Source organism: Flavobacterium erigeronis (assembly GCF_054075165.1).
Genome location: NZ_JBSKGP010000008.1, coordinates 145,907 through 168,085, shown reverse-complemented (window position 1 = coordinate 168,085; position 22,179 = coordinate 145,907). Strand labels below are relative to the sequence as shown.

At 35.0% G+C, this 22,179-nt stretch carries 20 protein-coding genes; 11 read left to right on the top strand and 9 right to left on the bottom strand.

Annotated elements, in window-relative coordinates:
* Positions 1–144 precede the first annotated feature (144 nt).
* Positions 145–2,076 (top strand): metallophosphoesterase family protein, encoded by a 1,932-nt coding sequence (locus ACWA1F_RS16515; RefSeq protein WP_456895168.1) that lies wholly within the window; start codon positions 145–147, stop codon positions 2,074–2,076.
* A gap of 193 nt (positions 2,077–2,269) precedes the next feature.
* Here the strand turns inward: ACWA1F_RS16515 and ACWA1F_RS16510 are convergent, their stop codons facing one another.
* Positions 2,270–3,331 (bottom strand): phosphatidylinositol-specific phospholipase C1-like protein, encoded by a 1,062-nt coding sequence (locus ACWA1F_RS16510; RefSeq protein ID WP_456895166.1) that lies wholly within the window; start codon positions 3,329–3,331, stop codon positions 2,270–2,272.
* A gap of 264 nt (positions 3,332–3,595) precedes the next feature.
* Between ACWA1F_RS16510 and ACWA1F_RS16505 the strand changes: the two genes are divergently transcribed.
* The 5 genes from ACWA1F_RS16505 to ACWA1F_RS16485 all read left to right on the top strand — a co-directional run bounded on the left by ACWA1F_RS16505 (position 3,596) and on the right by ACWA1F_RS16485 (position 11,213).
* On the top strand, positions 3,596–4,120 hold the full coding sequence (locus ACWA1F_RS16505; RefSeq protein ID WP_456895164.1) for an RNA polymerase sigma-70 factor: 525 nt from the start codon (positions 3,596–3,598) through the stop codon (positions 4,118–4,120).
* An 83-nt stretch (positions 4,121–4,203) separates the two neighbouring features.
* Positions 4,204–5,127 (top strand): FecR family protein, encoded by a 924-nt coding sequence (locus tag ACWA1F_RS16500; protein ID WP_456895162.1) that lies wholly within the window; start codon positions 4,204–4,206, stop codon positions 5,125–5,127.
* A gap of 71 nt (positions 5,128–5,198) precedes the next feature.
* On the top strand, positions 5,199–8,483 hold the full coding sequence (locus ACWA1F_RS16495; protein ID WP_456895160.1) for a SusC/RagA family TonB-linked outer membrane protein: 3,285 nt from the start codon (positions 5,199–5,201) through the stop codon (positions 8,481–8,483).
* A 5-nt stretch (positions 8,484–8,488) separates the two neighbouring features.
* Positions 8,489–10,258, top strand: coding sequence for a RagB/SusD family nutrient uptake outer membrane protein (locus ACWA1F_RS16490; RefSeq protein WP_306160752.1), 1,770 nt, complete (start codon positions 8,489–8,491; stop codon positions 10,256–10,258).
* A 586-nt stretch (positions 10,259–10,844) separates the two neighbouring features.
* A complete protein-coding gene (locus ACWA1F_RS16485) occupies positions 10,845–11,213 on the top strand; it encodes a SpoIIAA family protein (protein ID WP_306160753.1) in 369 nt (122 codons plus the stop codon).
* A 75-nt stretch (positions 11,214–11,288) separates the two neighbouring features.
* Here ACWA1F_RS16485 and ACWA1F_RS16480 read toward each other — a convergent pair whose 3' ends face one another.
* From ACWA1F_RS16480 to ACWA1F_RS16470, 3 genes are read right to left on the bottom strand one after another with little or no spacing between them, the layout of a single operon-like run.
* Complete coding sequence (locus ACWA1F_RS16480; RefSeq protein ID WP_306160755.1) at positions 11,289–11,564, bottom strand: PrgI family protein; 276 nt, start codon at positions 11,562–11,564, stop codon at positions 11,289–11,291.
* 17 nt (positions 11,565–11,581) lie between these two features.
* Complete coding sequence (locus tag ACWA1F_RS16475; RefSeq protein WP_306160757.1) at positions 11,582–12,004, bottom strand: hypothetical protein; 423 nt, start codon at positions 12,002–12,004, stop codon at positions 11,582–11,584.
* Positions 12,005–12,040: 36 nt separating this feature from the next.
* Positions 12,041–12,517 carry a hypothetical protein gene (locus ACWA1F_RS16470; RefSeq protein ID WP_456895157.1) on the bottom strand — a complete coding sequence of 159 codons (477 nt, stop codon included), beginning with the start codon at positions 12,515–12,517 and terminating at the stop codon, positions 12,041–12,043.
* A gap of 272 nt (positions 12,518–12,789) precedes the next feature.
* Between ACWA1F_RS16470 and ACWA1F_RS16465 the strand changes: the two genes are divergently transcribed.
* Entirely contained in the window at positions 12,790–13,263 is a 474-nt protein-coding gene (locus ACWA1F_RS16465) for a CinA family protein (RefSeq protein WP_456895155.1), read from the top strand.
* Between the two features lie 65 nt (positions 13,264–13,328).
* Here the strand turns inward: ACWA1F_RS16465 and ACWA1F_RS16460 are convergent, their stop codons facing one another.
* Complete coding sequence (locus tag ACWA1F_RS16460) at positions 13,329–14,243, bottom strand: DsbA family protein (protein ID WP_456895153.1); 915 nt, start codon at positions 14,241–14,243, stop codon at positions 13,329–13,331.
* A gap of 311 nt (positions 14,244–14,554) precedes the next feature.
* Between ACWA1F_RS16460 and tnpA the strand changes: the two genes are divergently transcribed.
* The 3 genes from tnpA to ACWA1F_RS16445 all read left to right on the top strand — a co-directional run bounded on the left by tnpA (position 14,555) and on the right by ACWA1F_RS16445 (position 16,781).
* Positions 14,555–15,016: an IS200/IS605 family transposase gene (tnpA, locus tag ACWA1F_RS16455; protein WP_456895151.1), complete on the top strand. Its 462-nt coding sequence runs from the start codon at positions 14,555–14,557 to the stop codon at positions 15,014–15,016.
* A 664-nt stretch (positions 15,017–15,680) separates the two neighbouring features.
* The gene (locus ACWA1F_RS16450; RefSeq protein WP_456895149.1) at positions 15,681–16,160 is read left to right on the top strand and encodes a TlpA family protein disulfide reductase; all 480 of its coding nucleotides are present in this window, start codon (positions 15,681–15,683) and stop codon (positions 16,158–16,160) included.
* A gap of 6 nt (positions 16,161–16,166) precedes the next feature.
* Positions 16,167–16,781 (top strand): thioredoxin family protein, encoded by a 615-nt coding sequence (locus ACWA1F_RS16445; protein WP_456895147.1) that lies wholly within the window; start codon positions 16,167–16,169, stop codon positions 16,779–16,781.
* 225 nt (positions 16,782–17,006) lie between these two features.
* Here the strand turns inward: ACWA1F_RS16445 and ACWA1F_RS16440 are convergent, their stop codons facing one another.
* From ACWA1F_RS16440 to ACWA1F_RS16425, 4 genes are all read right to left on the bottom strand, one after another.
* Entirely contained in the window at positions 17,007–18,236 is a 1,230-nt protein-coding gene (locus ACWA1F_RS16440) for a PQQ-dependent sugar dehydrogenase (RefSeq protein WP_456895145.1), read from the bottom strand.
* A gap of 336 nt (positions 18,237–18,572) precedes the next feature.
* A complete protein-coding gene (locus tag ACWA1F_RS16435; protein WP_306160772.1) occupies positions 18,573–18,866 on the bottom strand; it encodes a DUF3861 domain-containing protein in 294 nt (97 codons plus the stop codon).
* A 110-nt stretch (positions 18,867–18,976) separates the two neighbouring features.
* Positions 18,977–19,708 (bottom strand): LytR/AlgR family response regulator transcription factor, encoded by a 732-nt coding sequence (locus tag ACWA1F_RS16430; protein WP_456895143.1) that lies wholly within the window; start codon positions 19,706–19,708, stop codon positions 18,977–18,979.
* Positions 19,705–20,751, bottom strand: a complete 1,047-nt coding sequence (locus ACWA1F_RS16425) for a sensor histidine kinase (RefSeq protein ID WP_456895141.1) — start codon at positions 20,749–20,751, stop codon at positions 19,705–19,707. The genes ACWA1F_RS16430 and ACWA1F_RS16425 overlap by 4 nt, the downstream gene beginning before the upstream one ends.
* A 264-nt stretch (positions 20,752–21,015) precedes the next feature.
* Between ACWA1F_RS16425 and ACWA1F_RS16420 the strand changes: the two genes are divergently transcribed.
* Positions 21,016–22,176 (top strand): efflux RND transporter periplasmic adaptor subunit, encoded by a 1,161-nt coding sequence (locus ACWA1F_RS16420; RefSeq protein ID WP_456895139.1) that lies wholly within the window; start codon positions 21,016–21,018, stop codon positions 22,174–22,176.
* The last annotated feature ends 3 nt before the right edge of the window (positions 22,177–22,179 follow it).

The window sequence follows — 22,179 nt, the reverse complement described above, 5'->3', positions numbered from 1 at the left end:
AGATACGCAATCAAAATTACAAAACATTATTATTCCATAACACTAACATAAACTTAATTCGGCTTTAAAGTGATAAAATTGCTGCTGATTAAAAGCTCCAAAACTTCTAATAAGTGTCCCCAAATTTATTAAAGTCAAAAACCTATGAATTTAAAACTTACTTCACTATTTATAGTGTCATTTTTTGCTGTTTTTAATAGTTCCGTATCGGCGCAAAAAACAAAGAATTTAAACGGAACACAGATTGCCTTTTTATCAGATGTTCACTTGCAAGATTTATTTGGCGGATTCTCAGATTCAGATTATAAAGGTGTTCTGAATCCAAAAACGAATCAATATGCTTTGGTGCGAACAATGTCATCGCAATTGCATTCAACCCGAATTTTCAATGAAAACTATTTTGCTTTTTTAGCCGCTTTAGAAGATATCGCAAAGCGAAAAATCAAATATGTGGCACTTCCAGGAGACTATACAGACGACGGACAGCCGATTCACGTTCGCGGATTAGCTAAAATTTTAGAACAATACACTCAGAAATTCGGAATAGAATTCTTCATTACCACAGGAAATCATGATCCAGTTGGACCTTTTGCACAAGAATCGGGAAAGGAAGATTTTTTAGGAAGAGAAGGTAAAAGTCAACCCATTTATAGCAAAGACGGCATGTATGCGCCAAATCTCACCATCGAACAGCCTGTAGTTGTTACCGCCGATATTGCCAAAATGGGTTATTTAGGAATTACGGATAATTTGAAGGATTTTGGATTTCATCCGAACAAAAAAAACAAATTTTGGGCAACTCCTTTTTCGAATTATTCAAGTGAAAATTATTCGTTTGATAAAGCTTTAGAAAGCGCAAAATTAGCGAACCGAGTTTATGAAGTTGCACCTGGTTATGAAGTTCCAGACGTTAGTTATGTAGTGGAACCCATTGACGGACTTTGGTTAATGGCCATTGATGGAAACGTGTATATTCCGAAAAAAACGGATAGCGATCCTAAAGATTCTAAAAGTTATTCAGAAGCAAGTACGGGATATAATAATGTGCTTTCAAACAAAAAGCATCTCATTAAATGGGTTGAAACTATTTCGGCGGAAGCCAAAAAACGAGGTAAAACTTTGGTTGCTTTTAGCCATTTTCCGATGATTGATTTTAATGATGACGCTTCTGCGGAAATAAAAGAACTGCTTGGCCCAAACAAATGGCAGTTAAATCGAGTTCCGGTTGAAGAAGTGGCTCAGGTTTTTGCCGATGCAGGATTGAAGATTCATTTTGGAGGCCACATGCATATTAACGATACGGGTGTTAGAACTTCACCAAAAGGAAATACTTTGGTAAATGTGCAAACGCCTTCGCTTGCGGCTTATATTCCAGCGTATAAATTGCTGACTTTAAAAAAAGACAATGTTATAGATATTCAGACGATTACAATTGATGATGTCCCGAGATACGATGAACTTTTTGATTTATATAAAATGGAATATCAGTTTTTGGAAAGCCAGAATGCAAAAGATATTTGGAATATTGATATTTTAAAAACTAAAAACTATCACGATTTTACTGATTTTCATTTGAAGGAATTAGTTCGTCTACGTTTCTTAAAAGACGATTGGCCTTCAGATTTTAAGCAATTTATATTGAATGTTTCTGCTCAAGATTTATTGGTTTTGGCGAATATCCAAGATAAGGATTTTGATTTCATTCTGAAAAATAAAGAACAGTTTCAAAAAGAATGGAAAGAAGCAGAAACGAAATCGGAACTGATTTTAGTTAAAAATAAACTCAAAAAAACAGATTTCAATTGGACAGGAAATGATCTTTTAATTGATTTTTACCGTTTTAGAAGCGCAGATGAATTAGCTCTTGCCGATGTTGGAATTGAAAGGGCAAAACAATATAAAGTCTTATCCGATTTGTTTTTAGAAGGTTCTAAAGCTGATCTTTCAAAAAATACACGACTTCAAAAGCAAATGAAGTTGTTCTTAATTATCTTCAATAAATTCATGCACGAAGTTCCAGCAGATCATTTTTCTGTTGATTTGAAAACGGGGGAGATTAACCGCGAAGAACGCTAAGAATTACGCAAAGTTTGGTCATTGCGAGGAACGAAGCAATCACACTACAATAAGACGCAAAGTTTGTTTTTTGTAAGTGAGGTTGCTTCGTTCCTCGCAATGACATTCTTTGTGGTTATTTTGTGTGGATGATTGTTTCAAGTTTCAAGTCCAATAAGAACTTAAAACCTGAAACAAATAAGACTTGAAACAATTATTTAACTCCATTAACAGGATCAACTCTAACATAACTCCCATCATCATATTTAATTTGATAAGGAGAATTGAAGAAAGTGCTTGGCAAGTAATAATCGGTTGTGATGATTTGTGCGCCTGATTTTTTTGCTGCTTCAAAATGCGAATAATCATTGGCGCGTGCTTCTTTGGTGTCAGAATCGGCGCGGGTTCTTATTAGGTAGCCTTTCTTTACTAAATCACTAATTGTTGGGTCTTCAGCATTATTTCTGAATAAAGCCGCAGCTTCTGGTTTTCCTGGCTCGGCGTTAATAAAAACGGCGCGTCCCTTAAGGGACGGATGATTCAATGCATACAAATCTCTTTTTGCGCCGTTATTATCTAATAAGAATAAAAATCTTCCTTTTGCTTCTTTTAAAGTTGGCCAATTATTGTTTAAAACGGCTTCTTCAAGCGTTTTATATTTTCCGCGAACCATATCTGGCGTAATCAGTTTGTCTTTGCCTAATTCTTTTTTAATGACTTTATCCATTTCATCAAAAACAACTGCAGTAAAATCTTCTGGTTTTGTGCCGAAGAAATTAGCATCTCCGTCTTTTGGTTCCAAAGTGATGAAAACGGGTACGTGGTCTGGATTGGCATCAGACCATTTTTTTAATTCCTGAAGGCAGATTTCGAATGTATAGCAAGAAGTTCTAAAATCGATATCAGGCATGTGGAAAACCTTAAAACCAGGTTTTTTCATCAATCCGTCTGGGTCGTATGCTTCTTCAGATTTTGCAATATCCAAACCTTTTGGGTGCGCATATTTTCCGCCTTTCGCGTCGGCGAAAATATCGATTTCCAGATTGCGCAAACCTTTGTTTAATTGTTCGGTAATACTAATATGCGTGTATTGCAAACCTTTAAGAGAACGAGTGGTATCTCTAGCTTGAATAAGATTGTATAAGTCAGTTTCTATCGCATGACGATAGCTGTTATGTGATCCGATAACTTGAATCTGGTTAATTTTCAGATTGTCGTTTTGTGCCTGAGCGTTTAATGCCCCAGCAAATAATAAAGTGAACAAAAGTTGTTTCATAATTCTAAAATGTAATTGATACTGTTTGACTGGGGACGCATCAAAAGAAAATTGCATTTTGAAAGTCACTAAATTAAAATTCGCTATCGATTTCTATGTTAGATAAAAAAAAAGAAATCGCAAAGTGATTACCGTTTCTGCCTTAAAAAAGTAGTATTTCTACAACAAACGTGTTTATTTGTTAATTTAAAGATAACCTTGGCGCAAAAAAGATTGGATTTTCATTTTATTATTTTACGATACCAAAAAGTCTTTAATTGCCCTATGAATAATCCTGAAGTTTTTGAAAAAACGTATAATCAATATTGGAAAAAGCTCAATGCATTTTCTTATACGATGACTCAGGACAAAGACTTGGCACAGAACATTGTTCAGGATGTTTTTGTAGATTTATGGGAACGAAAGGAAGAGCTGAATATTAATGCGATCGAACCTTTTTTGTTTCGAGCGGTCAAAAATCAGGTTTTCAAACATTATCAGAACAATCGTTTCAACAAGACTATTTTAGAAGAAAAATTCGAAGACTACATCATAGAAAATTTTTCGACTATAGATCCAGAAGTTATGGATCTGCTTTATGCTGCATTAGACAAACTTCCAGAGAAAAGAAAAGAGGTTTTATTAATGTATAAATTTCAAGACATGACAATCGATCAGATTGCAGATGAACTTGGCATTTCAAAACAAACCGTAAAAAACCAGATTTCATCAGCTGTAAAACAACTTCGCGAAGGCTTAAAAGACCTTGCTTGGCTGGCTCCCTTTATTATTTTAAACCAAAAATTTTAAAATAACTTTCGCTTGATGTTTTCATAATATTTGGCAATAGTACGATTTCAATTTTCTAGTACTTATCTATAACAATAAGTATTATGATAAAAAGAATTAAACATAGTTTAGAATATTTGCTGGATAAAAGTTCGCGAGGAAAAACTTCATCGGCAGAAGAAAATTTATTACATGATTTTGCTTTTGGCGAATATCAAAATTCAAAATGGGACAATGATCTTATGGGAAATCCAGAAATCGAATCTCAAAATATTTATGACGAAATTCAATTAAGAATAGGAAAAAAGAAGTCTTTCAATCCTTATTTAAAATATATGGCTGCTGCCAGCATTCTTTTTCTGCTTGGTTTAGGATTTTTCTTGAGACCAAATGTTTTAAACCAAAAACAAATCACATTTAAAACGTCATCGATTCCCAAATCTATCCAATTAAGTGACGGTTCGAAAATTTATCTGGCAGCAAACTCATCATTTCAGTATCCTGAAAAATTTGAAGGCGATCAAAGAACGGTTTCTTTACTAAAAGGAAACGCGTTTTTTGAAGTTGCCAAAGACAAGCAGCATCCGTTTATTATTCATTCTGGAGAAATTCAGACGAGAGTTGTCGGAACTTCATTTCACATTCAATTATCAAAATTAAACTGCAAAGTAATTGTCGTAACCGGAAAAGTTAATGTTTCTGGAAAAGGGCAGAGCGTTGATTTAGTGCCCAATCAGGAAGCTTTATTCGAAGCTCAAAAACTAACGAAACAATTGGCAGATAAAGCCTTTTTGGTGAATTGGTACAATGAAGATGTAACGCTGGATCAAACAACTTTAAAACAAGTAATTACCATTTTACAATATAAATACGGAGTTTCATTTGAGTATGATGATAAACAAGTATTAGCAACGCCGTTAACGGTATTCATCAAGAAGGACGCGACATTAGAAAATGTTTTGGAACAAATAAATTATATCACAAACCTAAAATTCAAAGTTTATGGCGAAACAGTAAAAGTGGATTAAAAACAAAAAAGCAGTTGCGGGAACAACTGCTATTAATAACTAAGCATCGTAAAAAAACAATTACTTAAATCATGTATTTTAAACCTTCTTATTTAAATCTAAAGAGTTTTGTCTTTTTAGTTCTAGCTTTACTTGCCTTTCAGAGCGGTTACAGTAAAACTATTATATTAAAAGAGCCAAAAGTAACAAATAAAATAGAAAAAGCTACTTTAGTTTCTATTTTTTCAAAACTAACACAGCAAACCGATTACAAATTCAGTTACGGACAAGCTGTAATTGCTGATAATACAGCGTATACCGTAAATTATAATGACGGATCTATCACAGCAATTTTGAATGATCTTTCTAAAAAAGCCAATTTCAATTATAACATTAGCGGCAAGCTAATTTTAATTCAAAAAACAGTTGCGCCAAAAGCGGTAAGCACTAAAGCTGTTGACAGAATTAAAGTAAAAGGAAAAGTGGTTGACGAATTTAAAGTGCCAATTCCTGGAGCTACAGTGTCAGAAACTAGTTCGTCAAATTCTACAGTTACCAATTTTGACGGAGAATTTGAAATTACGGTTGGAGACGGAAAAACACTTGACATTTCGTATATGGGGTATAAAACCAAAACAGTTGCTGTGCAAAAAGGTTTTATGACGATTCAATTGGAACCGAATACGGCTGAGTTAAATGAAGTTTTGGTTGTTGGTTACGGAAAACAGTCTAAAAAAGATGTTACGGGTGCGGTTACACAATTGGAAGCGGCAAACTTCAAACAAGGTGTAAACGTTTCTGTAGATAATTTAATACAAGGAAAAGTTGCGGGTGTGCGTGTTGTCAATACAAGCGGTGAGCCGGGAGCAGGAGTAAACGTTACGATTAGAGGAGTTGGATCTATTAGAAGCGGAAGTACGCCTTTATTCGTAGTGGATGGTGTGCCGTTGTCTAATGATGATGTGAGTCCGTCTGGAAGCAACGTCGGATTTGGATCTTCTTCGGCTAAAAATCCATTGAATTTTTTGAATACAAGCGATATCGAATCGATTACGGTTTTGAAGGATGCATCGGCTTCTGCGATTTATGGAGCGAGAGGATCTAACGGTGTGGTTTTGGTAACAACTAAAAAAGGTTCTAAAGGTGAAGGAACTTTGACTTTTGATACGTACACGGGAGTTGCAACTGTAGCAAATAAACTAGATGTTTTAAGCGCTGGCGAATATAGAAATGCGATTAAAGACAAAGCATTTGATCACGGCGGAAATACAGATTGGCAAGATGTAATTTACAGAACGGCTATTACCACAAACAATTCGCTTTCTTTTTCTAAACAGACAGAATCTGGAAACTATTATGCTTCGATCGCACAAATGGATCAGGAAGGTGTGGTTCGTAACAGTAACTTCAAACGTCTTTCTGGAAGAATTAACGCAGCAGAATCATTTTTAGACAACAAACGTTTGAAAGTAAAAATGAATCTTACGGCAAGTGAAACTAAAGATGACGGAGTTCCAACTTCTGACGATGGAGGTTCTAACGGACAATTGATCGTTCATACTTTGATGGCAAATCCAACGCGTTCTGTTTTTGATGCTAACGGAAATTACACCAATTTCAATATGAATGCGCATTACAATCCAGCGTATTTGTTGAGCATTTACCAAGATCAAACAAGAACGTTGAGAGTTTTAGGAAACTTAGAAGCTTCTTTAAGAATTATTGACGGATTGGAATATAAACTGAATATTGGTGTTGACCGTTCTATGGCAGAAAGAAACACGACTATTTTTCCAAACTTAACCGATTTGAATCCGAAGGGGAAATATGTTCAGAATAATTTAGATTCTAAAAACTCTTTGGTAGAGCATTATTTGACTTATAATTTAAATTTAAATAAACATAAAATCGAAGCTTTAGGCGGTTTCTCTTATCAGAAATTTGAAAGATCAGGAACAAGTTTCAGCATTGACGGAATTGCGAATCAAGGCGAAGGTGTTCCACCATCAATAAATCCTGGATTTAAAGGAACGCAATCGGGAACTACGGGTTATGCGCAAGAAAACGAATTGCAGTCTTATTTCGGAAGATTAAATTATGGCTTTGATAACAGATATTTACTTACCGCTTCTATGAGAGGTGACGGATCGACTCGTTTTGGTAAAAACAACAAGTACGGTTATTTCCCATCTTTTGCTTTAGGTTGGAATATTGCTAACGAAAGTTTCTTAAAAGATTCTTCGACTTTAAATAATTTAAAATTAAGAGCGAGCTGGGGACAAACCGGAAATCAGGAAGTTGAAAATAAAATTACTCAAGCAAGTTATTCTTTAGCTGGAGCTGATGGATATTATTTATACGATGATTTGAATCTGGTAAACGGAGTTTCGGTAAACAGAACACCAAATCCTGATTTGAAATGGGAAGTTGTAACGCAGTATAACGTAGGTTTAGATTTTAATTTATGGAATGATAAATTGTACGGAACATTAGATTATTTCAATAAAACCACTACAGATGCTATTTTGAATGTTCCTTCTCAAGCTTTGAGTCCGACAACTACAATCTGGACCAATATAGACGGAAAAATCATCAATAAAGGTATCGAGTTTATGTTAGGTTCTAAAATCGTTGATACTAAAAACTTTTCGTGGAATATCGACATGAACGGTGCGACTCTGAATAATAAAATTGAAGATCTTCCGGTTTCAGAAATCTTAACAGGAACAATTTCAGGACCTGGACAATCGGGTGTAAACGCAAATATTTACAAAAGCGGTTATGCAGCTGGATCTTTCTATTTATTGGAGCACATTGGTTTTGATGCCAATGGAGCAAACATCTTTAAAGATCAAAACGGAGACGGCGTAATTGATAACAGCGATAGAATTATTATCGAAGGTGCGCTTCCAACTTTCTATTACGGATTTAACAGTGATATGAGATACAAAAACTTTACGTTCTCGTTCTCTATCATCGGACAAACTGGCGGTTATTTATTGAATAACACAGGTTTGAATGCTTTAAATATAAACAATTTAGCATCTGACCGTAACGTGGCAACAGGTTATTACGAGTCTGGAGCAAATGCAACAAATTCTCCAATCTTGTCTACGCTATTTTTAGAAAAATCAGATTTCATCCGATTAAATACGGCTCGTATTGGTTACAATTTTGACTTAAAAGGATTAAACTGGATCAACGGATTAACGCTCTATGTAACAGGTCAGAACTTAATTACGATTACAAATTACACAGGTTACGATCCGTTAATTAATAGTCCGAAATCAAACGGAGGAAACCAATCTATCGGTATCGATTATGCAAGTTATCCAACTTCTAGAACATTCAGTTTTGGAGCAACTTTAAAACTATAATTATTATGAAGACAAATACAATTTTTACTATAAAAACATTTGCGATATTTTCTTTTATATGGCTTTTTGCAAGCTGTACCAATCTTGACGAAGTTGTTTTGGATGAGGTTTTAGGAGAAGATGCTTCCAATCCAGCTGGAGCTCTTGCAGCGGCTTATGACCGTTTGGGAGATGGAACTTTTGTAGATCACGGGGGAGTTTTCTCTTTACAGGAATATACTACAGATGAAGCGATCCTGCCGACTCGAGGAAGCGACTGGGGAGATGGTGGAAAATGGAGAGACATGCACGAGTTTACATGGAAATCGGATAATGCGATTGTAGTGGATAACTGGAATAAATTGACAAACGGAATTACGCGTTCGTTAACCGCAATTCAGTCGGTTGAAGAAAGTTCAATTCCAGAGAAGAAATTATTTTTAGCGGAAGCGAAAGGACTTTTAGCATATTATTTATACACAACTTTAGATTTGTACGGACAAGCGCCATATAGAGATCCGATGAATCCAAATGCACCATTGCAGATTTTAAAAGCCGATACGCAAATTGATCAATTAATTAAAGATGTTGAAGCTTTGATTCCAGATTTAGCAGAGATGGGAACACAGCAAACACACCACGGAAGATTTACAAAAGAAGCCGCTTACGGATTCTTGGCAACGATGTACTTGAACCGCGCTGTTTTTAAAGATCGTCTTAATGCTACATCAAACTTTAATTTTACTGAAGCTGCAGCAACTGGCACAGGATCAGATATGGATCGTGTAATTTATTATACTTCATTGCTTATAAATTCAGGAAAATATTCTTTAGAAAGCGATTATTTCAAGAATTTTGCAAGAGATAATGACAAAGGGAAAGAATTGATTTTTGCTATTTCTCAGAAAATAGATTACATCAGAAATGGTTCAAACAGTTTTGCTTATGTGTGTGTAGAGCGTAACCAGAGAGCTTCTGCAGCAAATAGAGGAACAAATGCAGCTTGTACAACTCCTGAGTTTTTTGCAACATGGGATGGAAATCATGATGACCCGAGATTCCAGCAGAAATACCAGTATGGAGACGGAACTTGGTTTATGAACGACGGAACTGACGTAAGCGTTCCAGCAACAGATATTGTACCGAAAAGTGCTAATTTGCCTTGGTTCCACTTTAACAGAGGAATTCAGTACGGACCACAATACGGACCAATATTATTGTCTTCTGGTTCACTAGAAATGGTTAACGGACGTATTAAAGTTTCGCCATTAGTTATGGAAAAAAGTACTACAACCAAAATGGATTTTACGCCTTCTTTAACTTTCAAAAATCCAGCTCAGGCTGTTTTTGCTCAAAACGAAATCAATCAGGGAGCTCGTATTTTTAAGTATGAATTTGATCCAGAAGGAGGAAATGGAAACAGTAATGTTGATATTCCGTTGTTTCGTTTAGGAGGAATTTATACGATGAGAGCTGAAGCTTATTTCAGAAAAGGAAATACAGCTCAAGCAATGGAAGATTTGAACATTTTACGCACCAGCAGAAAAAGAGAATCTTTATACGGAAGTGTAGCAGGTAAGCCTTTAACTTCAATCGATCAAACTGTTTTATATAACGAAATTGGTTTCGAATTATACTGGGAATTGTACAGAAGACCACAAATGATCCGTTTCGGAAAATTTGATCTTCCAGGAACAGCAAAACCAGCTTCGGAACCTTACAGAAGAGTATTCCCGATTCCGCAGTCCACAATCGACGTGACTAAGGAATTCAAACAAAATCAAGGATACAACTAAGTTTGTGTGTTAGTTTATTTTTTATTTTTTTTCAAAAAGCCTATTTCGAAAGAGATAGGCTTTTTTTTTAGCTTCTGAGCTTGTAAGATGCAGAGGTTCAAAGTGACAAAGAGACAAAGTTTAGGATTGTAGAGATGCATTGCAGTGCATCTAACGCTTCTAAGCTTCTGAGGTGCTGAGCTTCTAAGATGCAGAGGTTCAAAGTGACAAAGAGACAAAGTTTAGGAATGTAGAGACGCACTGCAGTGCATCTAACGCAAGGGATATCTGTTTTGATTTTCCTTTGTTTTAATAAAAACGTTAGACGCACAGCAGTGCGTGTCTACAGAAAACCTTGTGGATAAATTTTACACAGAAATATACAGATACACAATGTATCCGCAATCAAAATAAACCTTTGCAACTCTGTCACTTTGCAACTTAAAACCTTAGAAGCTCAGCACCTCAGAACCTTAAAAAAATATAATAAACGAATAGTTAAATGTAATTTTTATCTGACTGATAATGAGTATATTTGAGTAGATATTGAACATTCTGAAAATGTTTAAATAAAACTTCATTAAATAACTCAAAATGTGTAAAAATCATGATACATCAAATCGATACGACAGATAATATTGTTGCCTTTAGAGCATTGGCAGAAGTAACAAAAGAAGATTTTTTAACTACTGTAACTCCAGCGGTTGAGCATTTGGTAAAACAAATCAATGAAATTAACTTTTTACTGGTTTTAGATACTGATATTAAAAATTTTACGGCAGGAGCTTGGCTAGAAGACGGACTTTTGGGACTTAAACATTTAGGAAAATGGAACAGAGCTGCAATTGTTACCGATACAGACGAAATTATCTCTTTTACAAACGGATTCAGTTATATTGTTCCAGGTGAGTTTCGTGGTTATAAAAAAATAGATTTTAATAAAGCTTTAAACTGGGTCGAAGGCAATATAAATTGATCTCTTTAAAAAATTAAAAGAGCGCTTATTTAATTATAAGCGCTCTTTTTTTATGGTAGTTTTTTTTTTAACCGATTAATGATTGTATTCGATACCACTGCTAGAAATGGCATCGTTTTTTTCTTTTTTTATTTCGCAGTATTTTTTATAACCTGCTGATGCTAATATTGGTAATGCTAAACCACCTACAACTGCTCCAATTTTTGGATTTCCGGTTTTCTTTAAAATTGCTGCAGCCAAAAGAGCACCAACTCCTGCGCATGCTAATTGCTTTACCGATAGATTTTTATTGTTTAAAGTTTCAGGGGTAATTCCGTGTAATAATGGGTCTATAAAATTCAAATTCTCCATGACGTCAATTTATTTAATTATACTTCTTTTTTAATATTGTTTTCATTTTTAGCGCTATCGCTGTCAGTTTCGCTTTCGATTTTCTCGATTTCGACTTTTTCTTTTTTAATAGCTTGACGTAAAAGAGCAAAAAGGCTCATATATACGTTTGCCATAAAAACCAGAGAAAACCCTGCCAAAATGTAACCTCTCCAGTCATTTAACAAAAGTTTATAATCGCAAAGGATCAGAAAGGCAATGGTAACGTAGTGACTGAAGCAGTATTCACAAGTAAGAAGATAAAAGAACTTTCTGGATAGTATATATCTGTCATTTTTAGAATGTCTGACACACCATTCATGAGGCTCTCTAAAAATTTCTTCGTGTGTTACAGTCCAACTAATACAGGCAATAGGAATTGCGAGTAAAAAGAGCCAGACAATCTGAGCAGCTAAAGTCATAACTAATTAATGCTTTACAATTTACGATTATTTTGCTTATTCTCTAGGATGATTCTCCGGATAATGTTCTGCGTCAAAATCATTTAAATTCTCAGGCGCATCATTGTTTTTTTCAACAGTGTCTTCATGATCAGAATTGTACTGATCTTTCAAATCCTCTTCTGTATCATCATTTGTAATGGCGTCATCTTCGTTAACAACCCGTTCTTCATTCGGAATGTTTTCTGATCGGATATTCGTGTTTGGTTCAAAATCTCCCTTAGGATGCGAAGGATCTTCAATAAATTCTTCTTGATATTGATACGGATCTTCGTCACGAGCATAATTATCATTATCAACTAATGTATTTTGCTCGTAATAATCAGGATCGCTTTCGCCAAATTCGCGATTCTCGTCTTTCTTTAAAACTTGTTTAAACTCATCTTCGTTAGAATATGTTCCATCTACAAGCGTATTTTGGTCGATATAATCAGGATCAAATTGACCATAATCATGGTTGTGCTGCTTTTCCATAATAGTGTTTTTTTGATTTGTTATTTTCTAATTTAATTTCTTCTAATTATTTGGCTTTTATAAATCTAATGGCATGTACTATTGCTTCACTAAAAAGCTATTTTTACAAATTTAGCACGTAAATAGAAGGGAGGTCTTATAAAAAATTAAATTATAATTGCATAATTAACAGTTACTTATAATGTAAATAATGTAAGAAATTATGTAAGTTTATAATGAGGTTACACTTATACATTTGGTATGAAATAATTGTGTAATTAAATTTAATCGATATGGCGTCAGAGAAGGTCACCGCTTGCTGTAAGGCTTTAATTGAAAAAAACAAGACAATAGCATTTGCAGAAAGTGCTTCAGCAGGAAAAATGTGCTATGAATTTTCTACCGTAATAAACTCAGGAAGAATTCTCATAGGAGGGATAGTTTGTTATCACACTTCTATGAAAGAAGATTTATTGCACATACCATGGGGAACAATTGAACAGTACAGTGCCGAATCTGCAGAAGTGACGAAGCTAATGGCACAGAATTTTTATCGTTATATCAATTCAGACATTTGTGTTGCACTAACAGGTTTAACAACGCCGGGTGGAAGTGAAAGCGAATCAAAACCTGTCGGGACAATTTTTATACATCTAATTTTAGGAGAAAAGCAAATTGCCAAACGTTTCGAATTTAAAGGAACTCCAGAAAGTATTATCGATCAGGCAATAGATGTTATAGCCGATTTAATTTTGAAAGAGATTTAGATATCAAAAAAGCAAAAGCCGTAAAGAAATTCAACTTTACGGCTTTTGTTATTTACAATCAAAATTTATTTTTTACTATAAAGAGAACCGTTTTTGATGGTCTTTTTATCCAACAAACCTTGCTGATGTAATTTCTCTAAAATAGCTTTAGATTCAGAAGTTGATTTTTCTAAAATGACAGCGTACTCTTTAGGAGCCAATGTAGGATAAATCTCGAACAAATCCATCGGATTCTCATTTTTAATACTTTTCTTCTTTGCTTCAGGAAACAATGCCAATAGCGTATTTTCGTACCAAGAATAAGGTTTAGAACCATAAACCATCAGTTGGCTATTGGTAGCATCTGCAAAAAATAGTGTTGGAAAACCTCTTACTCCAAGACTTTTGCCTAAATTTAAATCTTGATGAAAAAGTTCTTCGGCATCATCATAATCGGCTTTTAGTTTTTTTATATTTAAATCTGCGATTTTGGCAGCTTCAGCAATGTTTTCCCATTTTGCGATATTTTTTTTATCCAAATAAAGCTTTTCGCGAAGAATACGCATAAAAGAAACCGCTTTCTCCTTACTCTGCATTTGCGCTGCTTTCATGGCAATGCAAGAAGGATAAGAAGAATCTAGCGGATCTTCGATCCAAACATTTCCGTCAATTGGCATTTCGTAATGCAGACTAGCTTCGTCCCAATGATGCGCTACATCAGAAGGTTTGCTAATTCCGCCACTGTTGTAACTCCAATCGGGTAATAATCCGCCCATTCGGTAATCAATCTCAAAATAGTCGCCGTATTCTAGTTTTAATTTTCGAAGCTGAGGTTCAATTCCCCAGCAAGAAGAGCAAATAGGATCGGTGTAATAAACTATTTTAACGGGTTTATTTTCTGTAGAAATAGCTGTTTTTCCATTCGATTGTTCGCCAACAGGCATTTCACACATTCCGCTTACAGGATCACACAATAGCGGATTTGTTTTGTCTTCACTCATTTTAGAATTCGTTTGCGACTGACAGCTTGCACTGCAAATCAAGATTAATAGTAGCGACAGTATTTTCATATTTTTTTGTACTCTCGGATTTTCTGAAATTACTACAAAGTTGAATGGAATATCATTGCGAGTCAATTAGTCAAAAAAAGATGACTATTTATCAGAAGTTTAATATGATAAAAAAAAGTAATTATAATCTTACAAAACATTATATTTGTTGCTGAAAATAATTAACATCACAATCCCACAGGGATTAACAAAAAATGTTCCGCTAGGAACATCTCATCGGTAGAAAAATTAAAATGATAATTATGGCAAACACATACACGCAGGTGCATATACAATTTGTTTTCGCAGTAAAATACAGAAAAGCATTAATAGCAAAAGAATGGAAAGATAAATTGCATCAGTACATAACAGGAATAATTCAATCCAATCAGCACAAAATGTTATGCATAAACAGTATGCCAGATCATATTCATATTTTTATAGGAATGCGTCCAACACAATCTATGTCGTCTCTGATCCAAAACGTAAAAACAGAAAGCTCAAAATGGATTAAGGAACAAAAATTATGTTCAGATTTTGCTTGGCAAGAAGGCTATGGAGCTTTTTCGTATTCAAAAAGTCATGTTTCAAATGTAATTCGTTATATAGAAAAGCAAGAGCAACATCATAGCAAAAAAGCATTTTTAGATGAATATCTCGAAATGTTGAAAGCATTTGAAGTAGAATATGATCCGAGGTATATTTTTATAGAGCCAATATTGTGATGTTCAAACGTCCCTACGGGACGATATACTCAGATAGACTTGTTACCGATGAGATGTTCCTAGCGGAACATAGCTAATTGAGCACATTCTAGAACTTACCGACGAGACGTCCCTAGCGGAACATTAACCAATTTAGCATATGATGGTTGTTACCGATGAAATGTTCCTAGCGGAACATAGCTAATTGAGCACATTCTAGAACTTACCGATGAGATGTTCCTAGCGGAACATAGCTAATTGAACACATTCTAGCACTTACCGACGAGATGTTCCTAGCGGAACATAGCTAATTGAGCACATTCTAGAGCTTACCGACGAGATGTTCCTAGCGGAACAAAACCAATTGTGCATATGATGGTTGTTACCAATTAGATGTTCCGCTAGGAACATCTAATTCAAGTTCGATTAAGAATGCTCCGTTAGGAACATTTCATCGGTAGCCCAATAGCATGTTCGATTGGTTAATGTTCCGCTAGGAACATCTCATTGGTAACATAATGCGTTCCCATGATTATAATGTTCCGCTAGAAACATTTCGTCGGTACCTTAGCATCTTAGCGACTTAGAGGCTTAGTAGCTTGCAATTAAACTTTCATTAACAAAATCTAATTAAGCATTAGTTTATATTTGTAGGAAACAAATTAATTTTAAGGTCAAAAGGTCTATGAAAAATAAACTTTTAAAAATCTCCTTTTTTCTGTTTTTGCTTTTTTGTGTAAAAGGATACAATCAGAATGTGAAGCTTTTAACTATAAATCAGCTGAATGAAAGAATCAAGAACGGAAAAGACAGCACTTATGTAGTGAATTTTTGGGCGACATGGTGCGCTCCTTGCATCAAAGAACTGCCGCATTTTGAAAAACTAAGCGCTGAGCATAAATCAGAAAAACTGGCTGTTTTGTTGGTGAGTTTAGATTTTAAATCGAAATTAGCTTCTAATGTGGTTCCGTTTGTGAAAAGGAAAAATTTGAAGAATGAAGTTTTTCTGTTGAATGAAAGCAGTCCGCAGGAGTTTATTGACAGAATAGATCCGAGCTGGTCAGGAAGTATTCCGGCAACGCTCTTCATCAAAAATGACAAAAGAAAATTTGTCGAAAGCGAATTTACGTACGAACAATTATTAACTGAATATAAAAAACTTTAAACCATTATGAAGAAAATAATCTTATTACTAGCATTAGCATTTTCTGCTTTTCTATCTCATGCACAAAATGCTGTAACTCTTAAAGCAGGCGACGCGGCTCCAGATTTCAAACTGAAAAATGTAGACAACAAAGACGTTTCTTTCGGAACTTTTAAAGATGCAAAAGGATATATCGTAGTTTTTACCTGCAACACTTGTCCGTATGCAATTGGATATGAGCAGCGAATTATCGATTTGGATAAAAAATTCAAACCGCAAGGATATCCAGTTATTGCTATAAATCCAAACGATCCAGAAGCTTCTACAGCAGATACATTCGCAAAAATGCAGGATTTAGCAAAAGAGAAAAAATATTCTTTCCCATACTTATTTGATCCGGGACAAAAAATTACTGATGAGTATGGTGCAAAACGCACGCCTCATATTTTCATTGTTTCTAAAACTGCAAAAGGAAATGTGGTAGAATATGTTGGAGCAATTGATAATGATCCAGAAGGAAATAATCCTCAAAAAATCAAGTATGCAGAAGATGTGATTGCGTCTCTAAAAAGCGGTCAGAAACCAGCTGTTACACAAACTAAAGAAATTGGGTGTACGGTAAAAAGAAAAGCAAAAGCGTAGTTTTTTTTAACCGCAAAGAACGCAAGGTTTTTGATTTAAAAGATTTTGTAAACGCAAAGTTCGCAAAGCTATATAGATATAGCTTTGCGAACTTTGCGTTTGTATTAGATTTAGTATATCAAAACCTTGCGCCCATTGCGGTTAAATAAACACTTCAGTACCAAAACATAAACGCCCCAATTTGGGGCGTTTTTTGGCATGTATTATGAACAAGTTTGCTTTTTTCTATTTTTTATCAATTTTATAAAGTCTTCCTTGATCGGTAACGGCGTATAATGCTTCATCTTTTCCTTGAGTAATATCTCTAAATCGTTGTCCTTCGCTGGCCAATAATCTTTCTTCGCCTGCTACTTTATTGTCTTTAAAGGCTAAACGAACAATATGCGTAGCGCTTAATGAACCTATAAACAAATTGTTTTGCCATTCTGGAACTCGTTTTCCTGCATAGAAGGTCATACCGCTTGGCGATACCACTGGATCCCAATAATATACTGGCTGTTCTAAACCTTCTTTCTGTGTTATTCCATCTCCAATTTTCGTACCACTGTATTCAATTCCGTACGTAATTGTTGGCCAACCATAATTTTTTCCTGGATTAATTCGGTTAATTTCGTCACCGCCTCTAGGGCCATGTTCGCTTTCCCATAATTCACCCGTTGTTGGATGTATAGCCAATCCTTGAGGATTTCTATGTCCCATAGTATAAAGTTCTGATAGAGCCCCTGTAGCAGTAAAAGCCGGGTTTCCAGAAGCAGCTTGTCCATTTGTCGTAATACGGACAATTTTACCCAGACTGCTAGTGGCTGATTGTGCTAACGGACGCGCATCTATATCAGATCTTTCGCCAATGCTTACCAATAAATTTCCAGTTTTGTCAAACAAAATACGGCTTCCGTAATGTTTCGCGCTTGGATGAGGTGTATTCGAACGATAAATAACCGTTGCATTTTCAATCGCAGAATAGTTGTCTGAAATTCTGCCTTTCGCTACAGCGGTAATATTTCCGCCAGCTACAATTTCAGAAAACGTCCAGTAAATCATTCGGTTTGTGGCAAATGCAGGATCTAGACAAATTCCTAATAAACCACCTTGCTCAGCAGGATTAACAGCAGGAACACCAGTTAAGGCATTGCTAATGACACCTTCTTGGGTAACGATTTTAATTTTACCTGCTTTTTCAGTTACTAAAAGACGTCCGTCAGGAAGATAGGCAACTCCCCAAGGAGCGCTTAAACCGTTGGTGATAATTTTAGATTCGATTTCAGTTGTAGTCTGAATGCTTCCTGCGCGTGTTTGTCCGGAAAATGCTGGCTGATAACTTGTGTTAGGCGTACCGGTTTCTACGGGAGGTCCAGTTGGTCCTGCATCGGTATCTCCATCAACGTTATCATTGTTAGAACAGCTGCCTAAAGCCAAAATTCCGGCAAGAAGAAAAATACTTTTTTGAATTATCATAATGCTTTCATTTTAATGGTTAATAAAATAATTTTTGCATTATCGAACATTTCCAAAGAGAAGTGGAGATTCGTTAACTATGAAATGGTCAGTTTCGAACGAGGTTCTCCGTTTTATTTTCAATTAAGAATGCCTAAATGCTTTTCAAAAGCAAAAGAATTTCAACTAGAAATTAAACTTCTTTTAAGGAAAGCATTTAGTGGGACATGCCTAATTGAAACGGATAATTGTTTTAAAATATTGCCAGTAAGAATTGTATTATGTTTTTCTTAGCAGAAATTTAACATTTAAAATCTGAAGGGAAATAAGGCTGAAGTCTTATTTTTAAAGGAGATTTTAAAGACTTTTTAATTTTTTCATAAAGACAGGAAAAACTTCATTCAGTTCTTCAAAAAGTGGATTTTTGCGATTTTTTAATTTGATTTCACTAAATAATTTTAGCCCTAAAGCAAATTGAACAGCTTCAGAATCGTCTTTAAATATATTCTTAGATTTAATTCTTTCAATGATTCCGAAGATTTCGTCGTGATTATCAAATTGAATTCCGAGTTCTTTTGCTGGTTCGGTTTCACCATTTGCATATTCCTTAAGGCTTAAAGTAAGGTAATATTTGTTTGATCTTTTTTCCATTTTATTAATCATTATTTTTTCTATCACATAGCAATTCTCTGTGCTTTCTTCTAAGTGAAACGCCTTTTGAGATTACAACACTATGTTTCTATGTGTTTAATTTTATTGTTTTATTTCAGCCACTTATCGACCATAGTTTTAAAGGCTTCTTTGTATTGTTCGCCGACTGTGATTTCTATTTTATCGATAAAGATGGAGTTTTTACTGATGGCGCTTATTTTGTCTAACGAAACTATAAACGAACGATGAACACGCATAAATTTTGAAGAAGGGAGTTTTTCTTCTAATGCCTTTAGCGAAATCAAAGACATTAATGCTTTTTGCGAATCTTCGAGATGTACTTTTACATAATCTTTCAGACTTTCGATATACGTAATATCTTTTAAAGAAATTCTAACCCATTGGTACTCGACTTTCAAAAAGATAAATTCGTCGTCTGCGGCAATTGGAGTAAAGTTATTGCTGGCTTCTTCAGACAATTGTAAAACTTTGCTGGAAGCTCGAAGAAATTCTTCGTAACTGAAAGGTTTTAGAAGATAATCTACCGCATTTACACGATAACCTTCAATTGCATAATGATTGTAAGCTGTTGTAAAAACGATTTTGGGCAGCGGTCCGGCTTGATCTTGTAAAAGTCTCGCCAATTCCATTCCGCTTAAATTGGGCATATTGATGTCTAAGAAAACCAAATCAGGTTTAGTTTCCCGAATAATCCCCATTGCATCTACAGCATTGTCGCAAGTAGTTATTAACTCCAAAAATGGAGTCTGGTGAATAAACGTTTCTACCAGTTTTAAAGCCAATGGTTCATCATCTACTGCTATACATTTTAATACCGTCATTGCTCTAGATTTATTTTCAATTTAATTTTATATGTTCCGTGATCGGTAACTCCAAAAGAAATGAAATGCTGATTTGGATAAATCAATTGCAGTCTTCTTTTGGTGTTTGTTAAACCAATTCCGCCTTCATCTGAAGTTGTTGTTTTTTCAAAAAAAGTATTTTCTACTTCAAATTCCAGATTGCTTTCATTTTGCGTAAGCTTAATGTAAATTTCGCTTTTATCGGTGGCGTGAATACCATGTTTAAAAGCATTTTCTACTAAAGGTAGTAATAACATTGGAACAATAGGGTAATCGTGTATTTTTTCAGGTATATCTGTTGTAATGGTAAGTTTGCTATTGGCACGAAGTTTCATTAAAGCAATAAAATCACGCATAAATTCGGCTTCTTTCAGCAGCGTTGTTTTTTCTTCCGTACTATAAAGCAAATAACGCATCATACGGCTTAAAGTATGCAATGCATTTCTAGAATCTTCAATATCGGTATAAGTTAAAGAATAAATGCTGTTCAATGAATTAAAGAAAAAATGCGGATTGATCTGTGCTTTTAACATGGCCAGTTCTGCCATTGTTTTATCCTGCTCTAATTTTTGTTTGTGCTGCGCCGCTTTCTGCCAATGCGTTAACATGGCCCAGCTGGTGCTTATTCCTAAAACCAATAAAGTCAGCGTAAAAACGTAATTATCGAAATACGGATTTTTGTATTTCTTAAATCCGATAGCCCTACTAATCTGCTCGTGTAGATCGGTTTGCGAGGTATAAAAATAAGCAATTAACTGCATAGCAATAATTGCCGCAAATGCCCAAAGCAAGAAAGGCGAAGTATTGTCTTTAATAATGGTTTTTGGAACTACGATTTTTGCAGTATAATAAAATAGATTGATTAGTAAAAACAATATAATACTTTGCCAAAGCCAGAATGCCTGCGGAAGCACGACATTCCAAGTCAGCGGAATATAAAATAGCATAAGATACCCTAACAAAAACCAGCCAAGTATGTGAAGTCCAGTAAATAAGTAAGGTCTGAAAATGTTTGGTGTCATTAGAATTCGTAATTTAGAGACAATATTACATTTTATTTGAACATGAAAATTTAGCAATCGCCAAAACCCGATTTAGAGTCTCTAAAAAGCAATTTAGAGCCGATGGGATAAAAATTAAACAGTTGTTTAATATTTTAAAAAAATCCATCGGCTGTCATCCGACCTTTATCGATTGTTTGTCGCTCTTCGTCTATTTGAAAATTTTTGTGTGTTATAATTTGTTTCTTTTGCTAGGATATAATCGATAATTACACATTTTTGACAATGAATAAGCAATCATTTTTAAGCATTCTTGCAGCTTCACTTATTATCGCTTCATGCGGTAAAAATGATAAATCGGCACAGGCCGGAGGAGCACCGCAGATTAAAGAATATAAGACTGTAACCTTACAGCCAAAATCGGCTACTTTAAACAGCGATTTTCCAGCTAGTATACAAGGACAGCAAAATATAGAAATCCGTCCAAGAGTTGAAGGTTATATCGATAAGATTTTTGTTGATGAAGGTGCGGTTGTAAAAGCAGGACAGCCCTTATTTAAAATCAGTGCTCCAGAATATGAGCAGGAAGTTCGTACAGCAACAGCAAGTATTAAAAGTGCTCAGGCAGATGTAAGTTCGGCAAAATTGGCTGTAAATAAAGTGAAGCCATTGGTTGAAAAAGGAATTATCAGTAAATACGATTTAGAATCGGCTCAGTATACGTATGAGTCGGCTTTGGCTTCTTTGGCTCAGGCAAATGCAGCTTTAGTAAATGCTAAAGTTAATTTAGGCTATACAACCGTTACAAGTCCTGTAAATGGAGTTGTAGGTTCAATTCCGTTTCGTTTAGGAAGTTTGGTCAGTTCAAATACGGCCGATCCGCTAACAACCGTTTCTAGTATTGGAAATGTGTACGCGTACTTCGCTATAAACGAAAAAATGCTGTTGAATTTTACACAAAACAATACAACGGGCGCTTCTTTAGCTCAGAAAATTAAAAACATGCCAGCAGTTTCTTTATTGCTTTCAGATGGATCAATTTACGATCAGAAAGGGCATATTGAAACGGTAAACGGATTAATTAATACAGAAACGGGTACTGTAAATGTAAGAGCGCGTTTTCCAAATCCAAAAGGAATTATCAGAAGTGGAAGCAGCACAACAGTTAGAATTCCGAATGAAGTTAAAAATTCAATTATAGTTCCACAAAGCGCAACATTTGAATTACAGGATAAGATTTTTGCTGTAGTTGTTGGTAAAGACGGAAAAACTAAAAATGCCAATATCACAGTATTAGACAATTCTGCAGGCAATTATTATGTAGTAACAAGCGGATTAAATCCTGGCGATCAGATTGTATTAGAAGGAGTAGCCTCTTTAAAAGAAGGAACTGAAATAAAAGCCCAAAATCAAAGCCCAGAAACAGTTTACGCCGATTTAAAATAAAAA

Excerpts from the sequence above, each read along its gene's own strand:
- ACWA1F_RS16475 (WP_306160757.1), bottom strand. The coding sequence starts at position 12,004 with ATGACTTTAGCTGCTCAGATTGTCTGGCTCTTTTTACTCGCAATTCCT.
- ACWA1F_RS16515 (WP_456895168.1), top strand. The coding sequence starts at position 145 with ATGAATTTAAAACTTACTTCACTATTTATAGTGTCATTTTTTGCTGTT.
- ACWA1F_RS16495 (WP_456895160.1), top strand. The coding sequence starts at position 5,199 with ATGTATTTTAAACCTTCTTATTTAAATCTAAAGAGTTTTGTCTTTTTA.
- ACWA1F_RS16490 (WP_306160752.1), top strand. The coding sequence starts at position 8,489 with ATGAAGACAAATACAATTTTTACTATAAAAACATTTGCGATATTTTCT.
- ACWA1F_RS16450 (WP_456895149.1), top strand. The coding sequence starts at position 15,681 with ATGAAAAATAAACTTTTAAAAATCTCCTTTTTTCTGTTTTTGCTTTTT.
- ACWA1F_RS16510 (WP_456895166.1), bottom strand. The coding sequence starts at position 3,331 with ATGAAACAACTTTTGTTCACTTTATTATTTGCTGGGGCATTAAACGCT.
- tnpA (WP_456895151.1), top strand. The coding sequence starts at position 14,555 with ATGGCAAACACATACACGCAGGTGCATATACAATTTGTTTTCGCAGTA.
- ACWA1F_RS16480 (WP_306160755.1), bottom strand. The coding sequence starts at position 11,564 with ATGGAGAATTTGAATTTTATAGACCCATTATTACACGGAATTACCCCT.
- ACWA1F_RS16500 (WP_456895162.1), top strand. The coding sequence starts at position 4,204 with ATGATAAAAAGAATTAAACATAGTTTAGAATATTTGCTGGATAAAAGT.
- ACWA1F_RS16465 (WP_456895155.1), top strand. The coding sequence starts at position 12,790 with ATGGCGTCAGAGAAGGTCACCGCTTGCTGTAAGGCTTTAATTGAAAAA.
- ACWA1F_RS16425 (WP_456895141.1), bottom strand. The coding sequence starts at position 20,751 with ATGACACCAAACATTTTCAGACCTTACTTATTTACTGGACTTCACATA.
- ACWA1F_RS16460 (WP_456895153.1), bottom strand. The coding sequence starts at position 14,243 with ATGAGTGAAGACAAAACAAATCCGCTATTGTGTGATCCTGTAAGCGGA.
- ACWA1F_RS16445 (WP_456895147.1), top strand. The coding sequence starts at position 16,167 with ATGAAGAAAATAATCTTATTACTAGCATTAGCATTTTCTGCTTTTCTA.
- ACWA1F_RS16440 (WP_456895145.1), bottom strand. The coding sequence starts at position 18,236 with ATGATAATTCAAAAAAGTATTTTTCTTCTTGCCGGAATTTTGGCTTTA.
- ACWA1F_RS16505 (WP_456895164.1), top strand. The coding sequence starts at position 3,596 with ATGAATAATCCTGAAGTTTTTGAAAAAACGTATAATCAATATTGGAAA.
- ACWA1F_RS16470 (WP_456895157.1), bottom strand. The coding sequence starts at position 12,517 with ATGGAAAAGCAGCACAACCATGATTATGGTCAATTTGATCCTGATTAT.
- ACWA1F_RS16485 (WP_306160753.1), top strand. The coding sequence starts at position 10,845 with ATGATACATCAAATCGATACGACAGATAATATTGTTGCCTTTAGAGCA.
- ACWA1F_RS16420 (WP_456895139.1), top strand. The coding sequence starts at position 21,016 with ATGAATAAGCAATCATTTTTAAGCATTCTTGCAGCTTCACTTATTATC.
- ACWA1F_RS16435 (WP_306160772.1), bottom strand. The coding sequence starts at position 18,866 with ATGGAAAAAAGATCAAACAAATATTACCTTACTTTAAGCCTTAAGGAA.
- ACWA1F_RS16430 (WP_456895143.1), bottom strand. The coding sequence starts at position 19,708 with ATGACGGTATTAAAATGTATAGCAGTAGATGATGAACCATTGGCTTTA.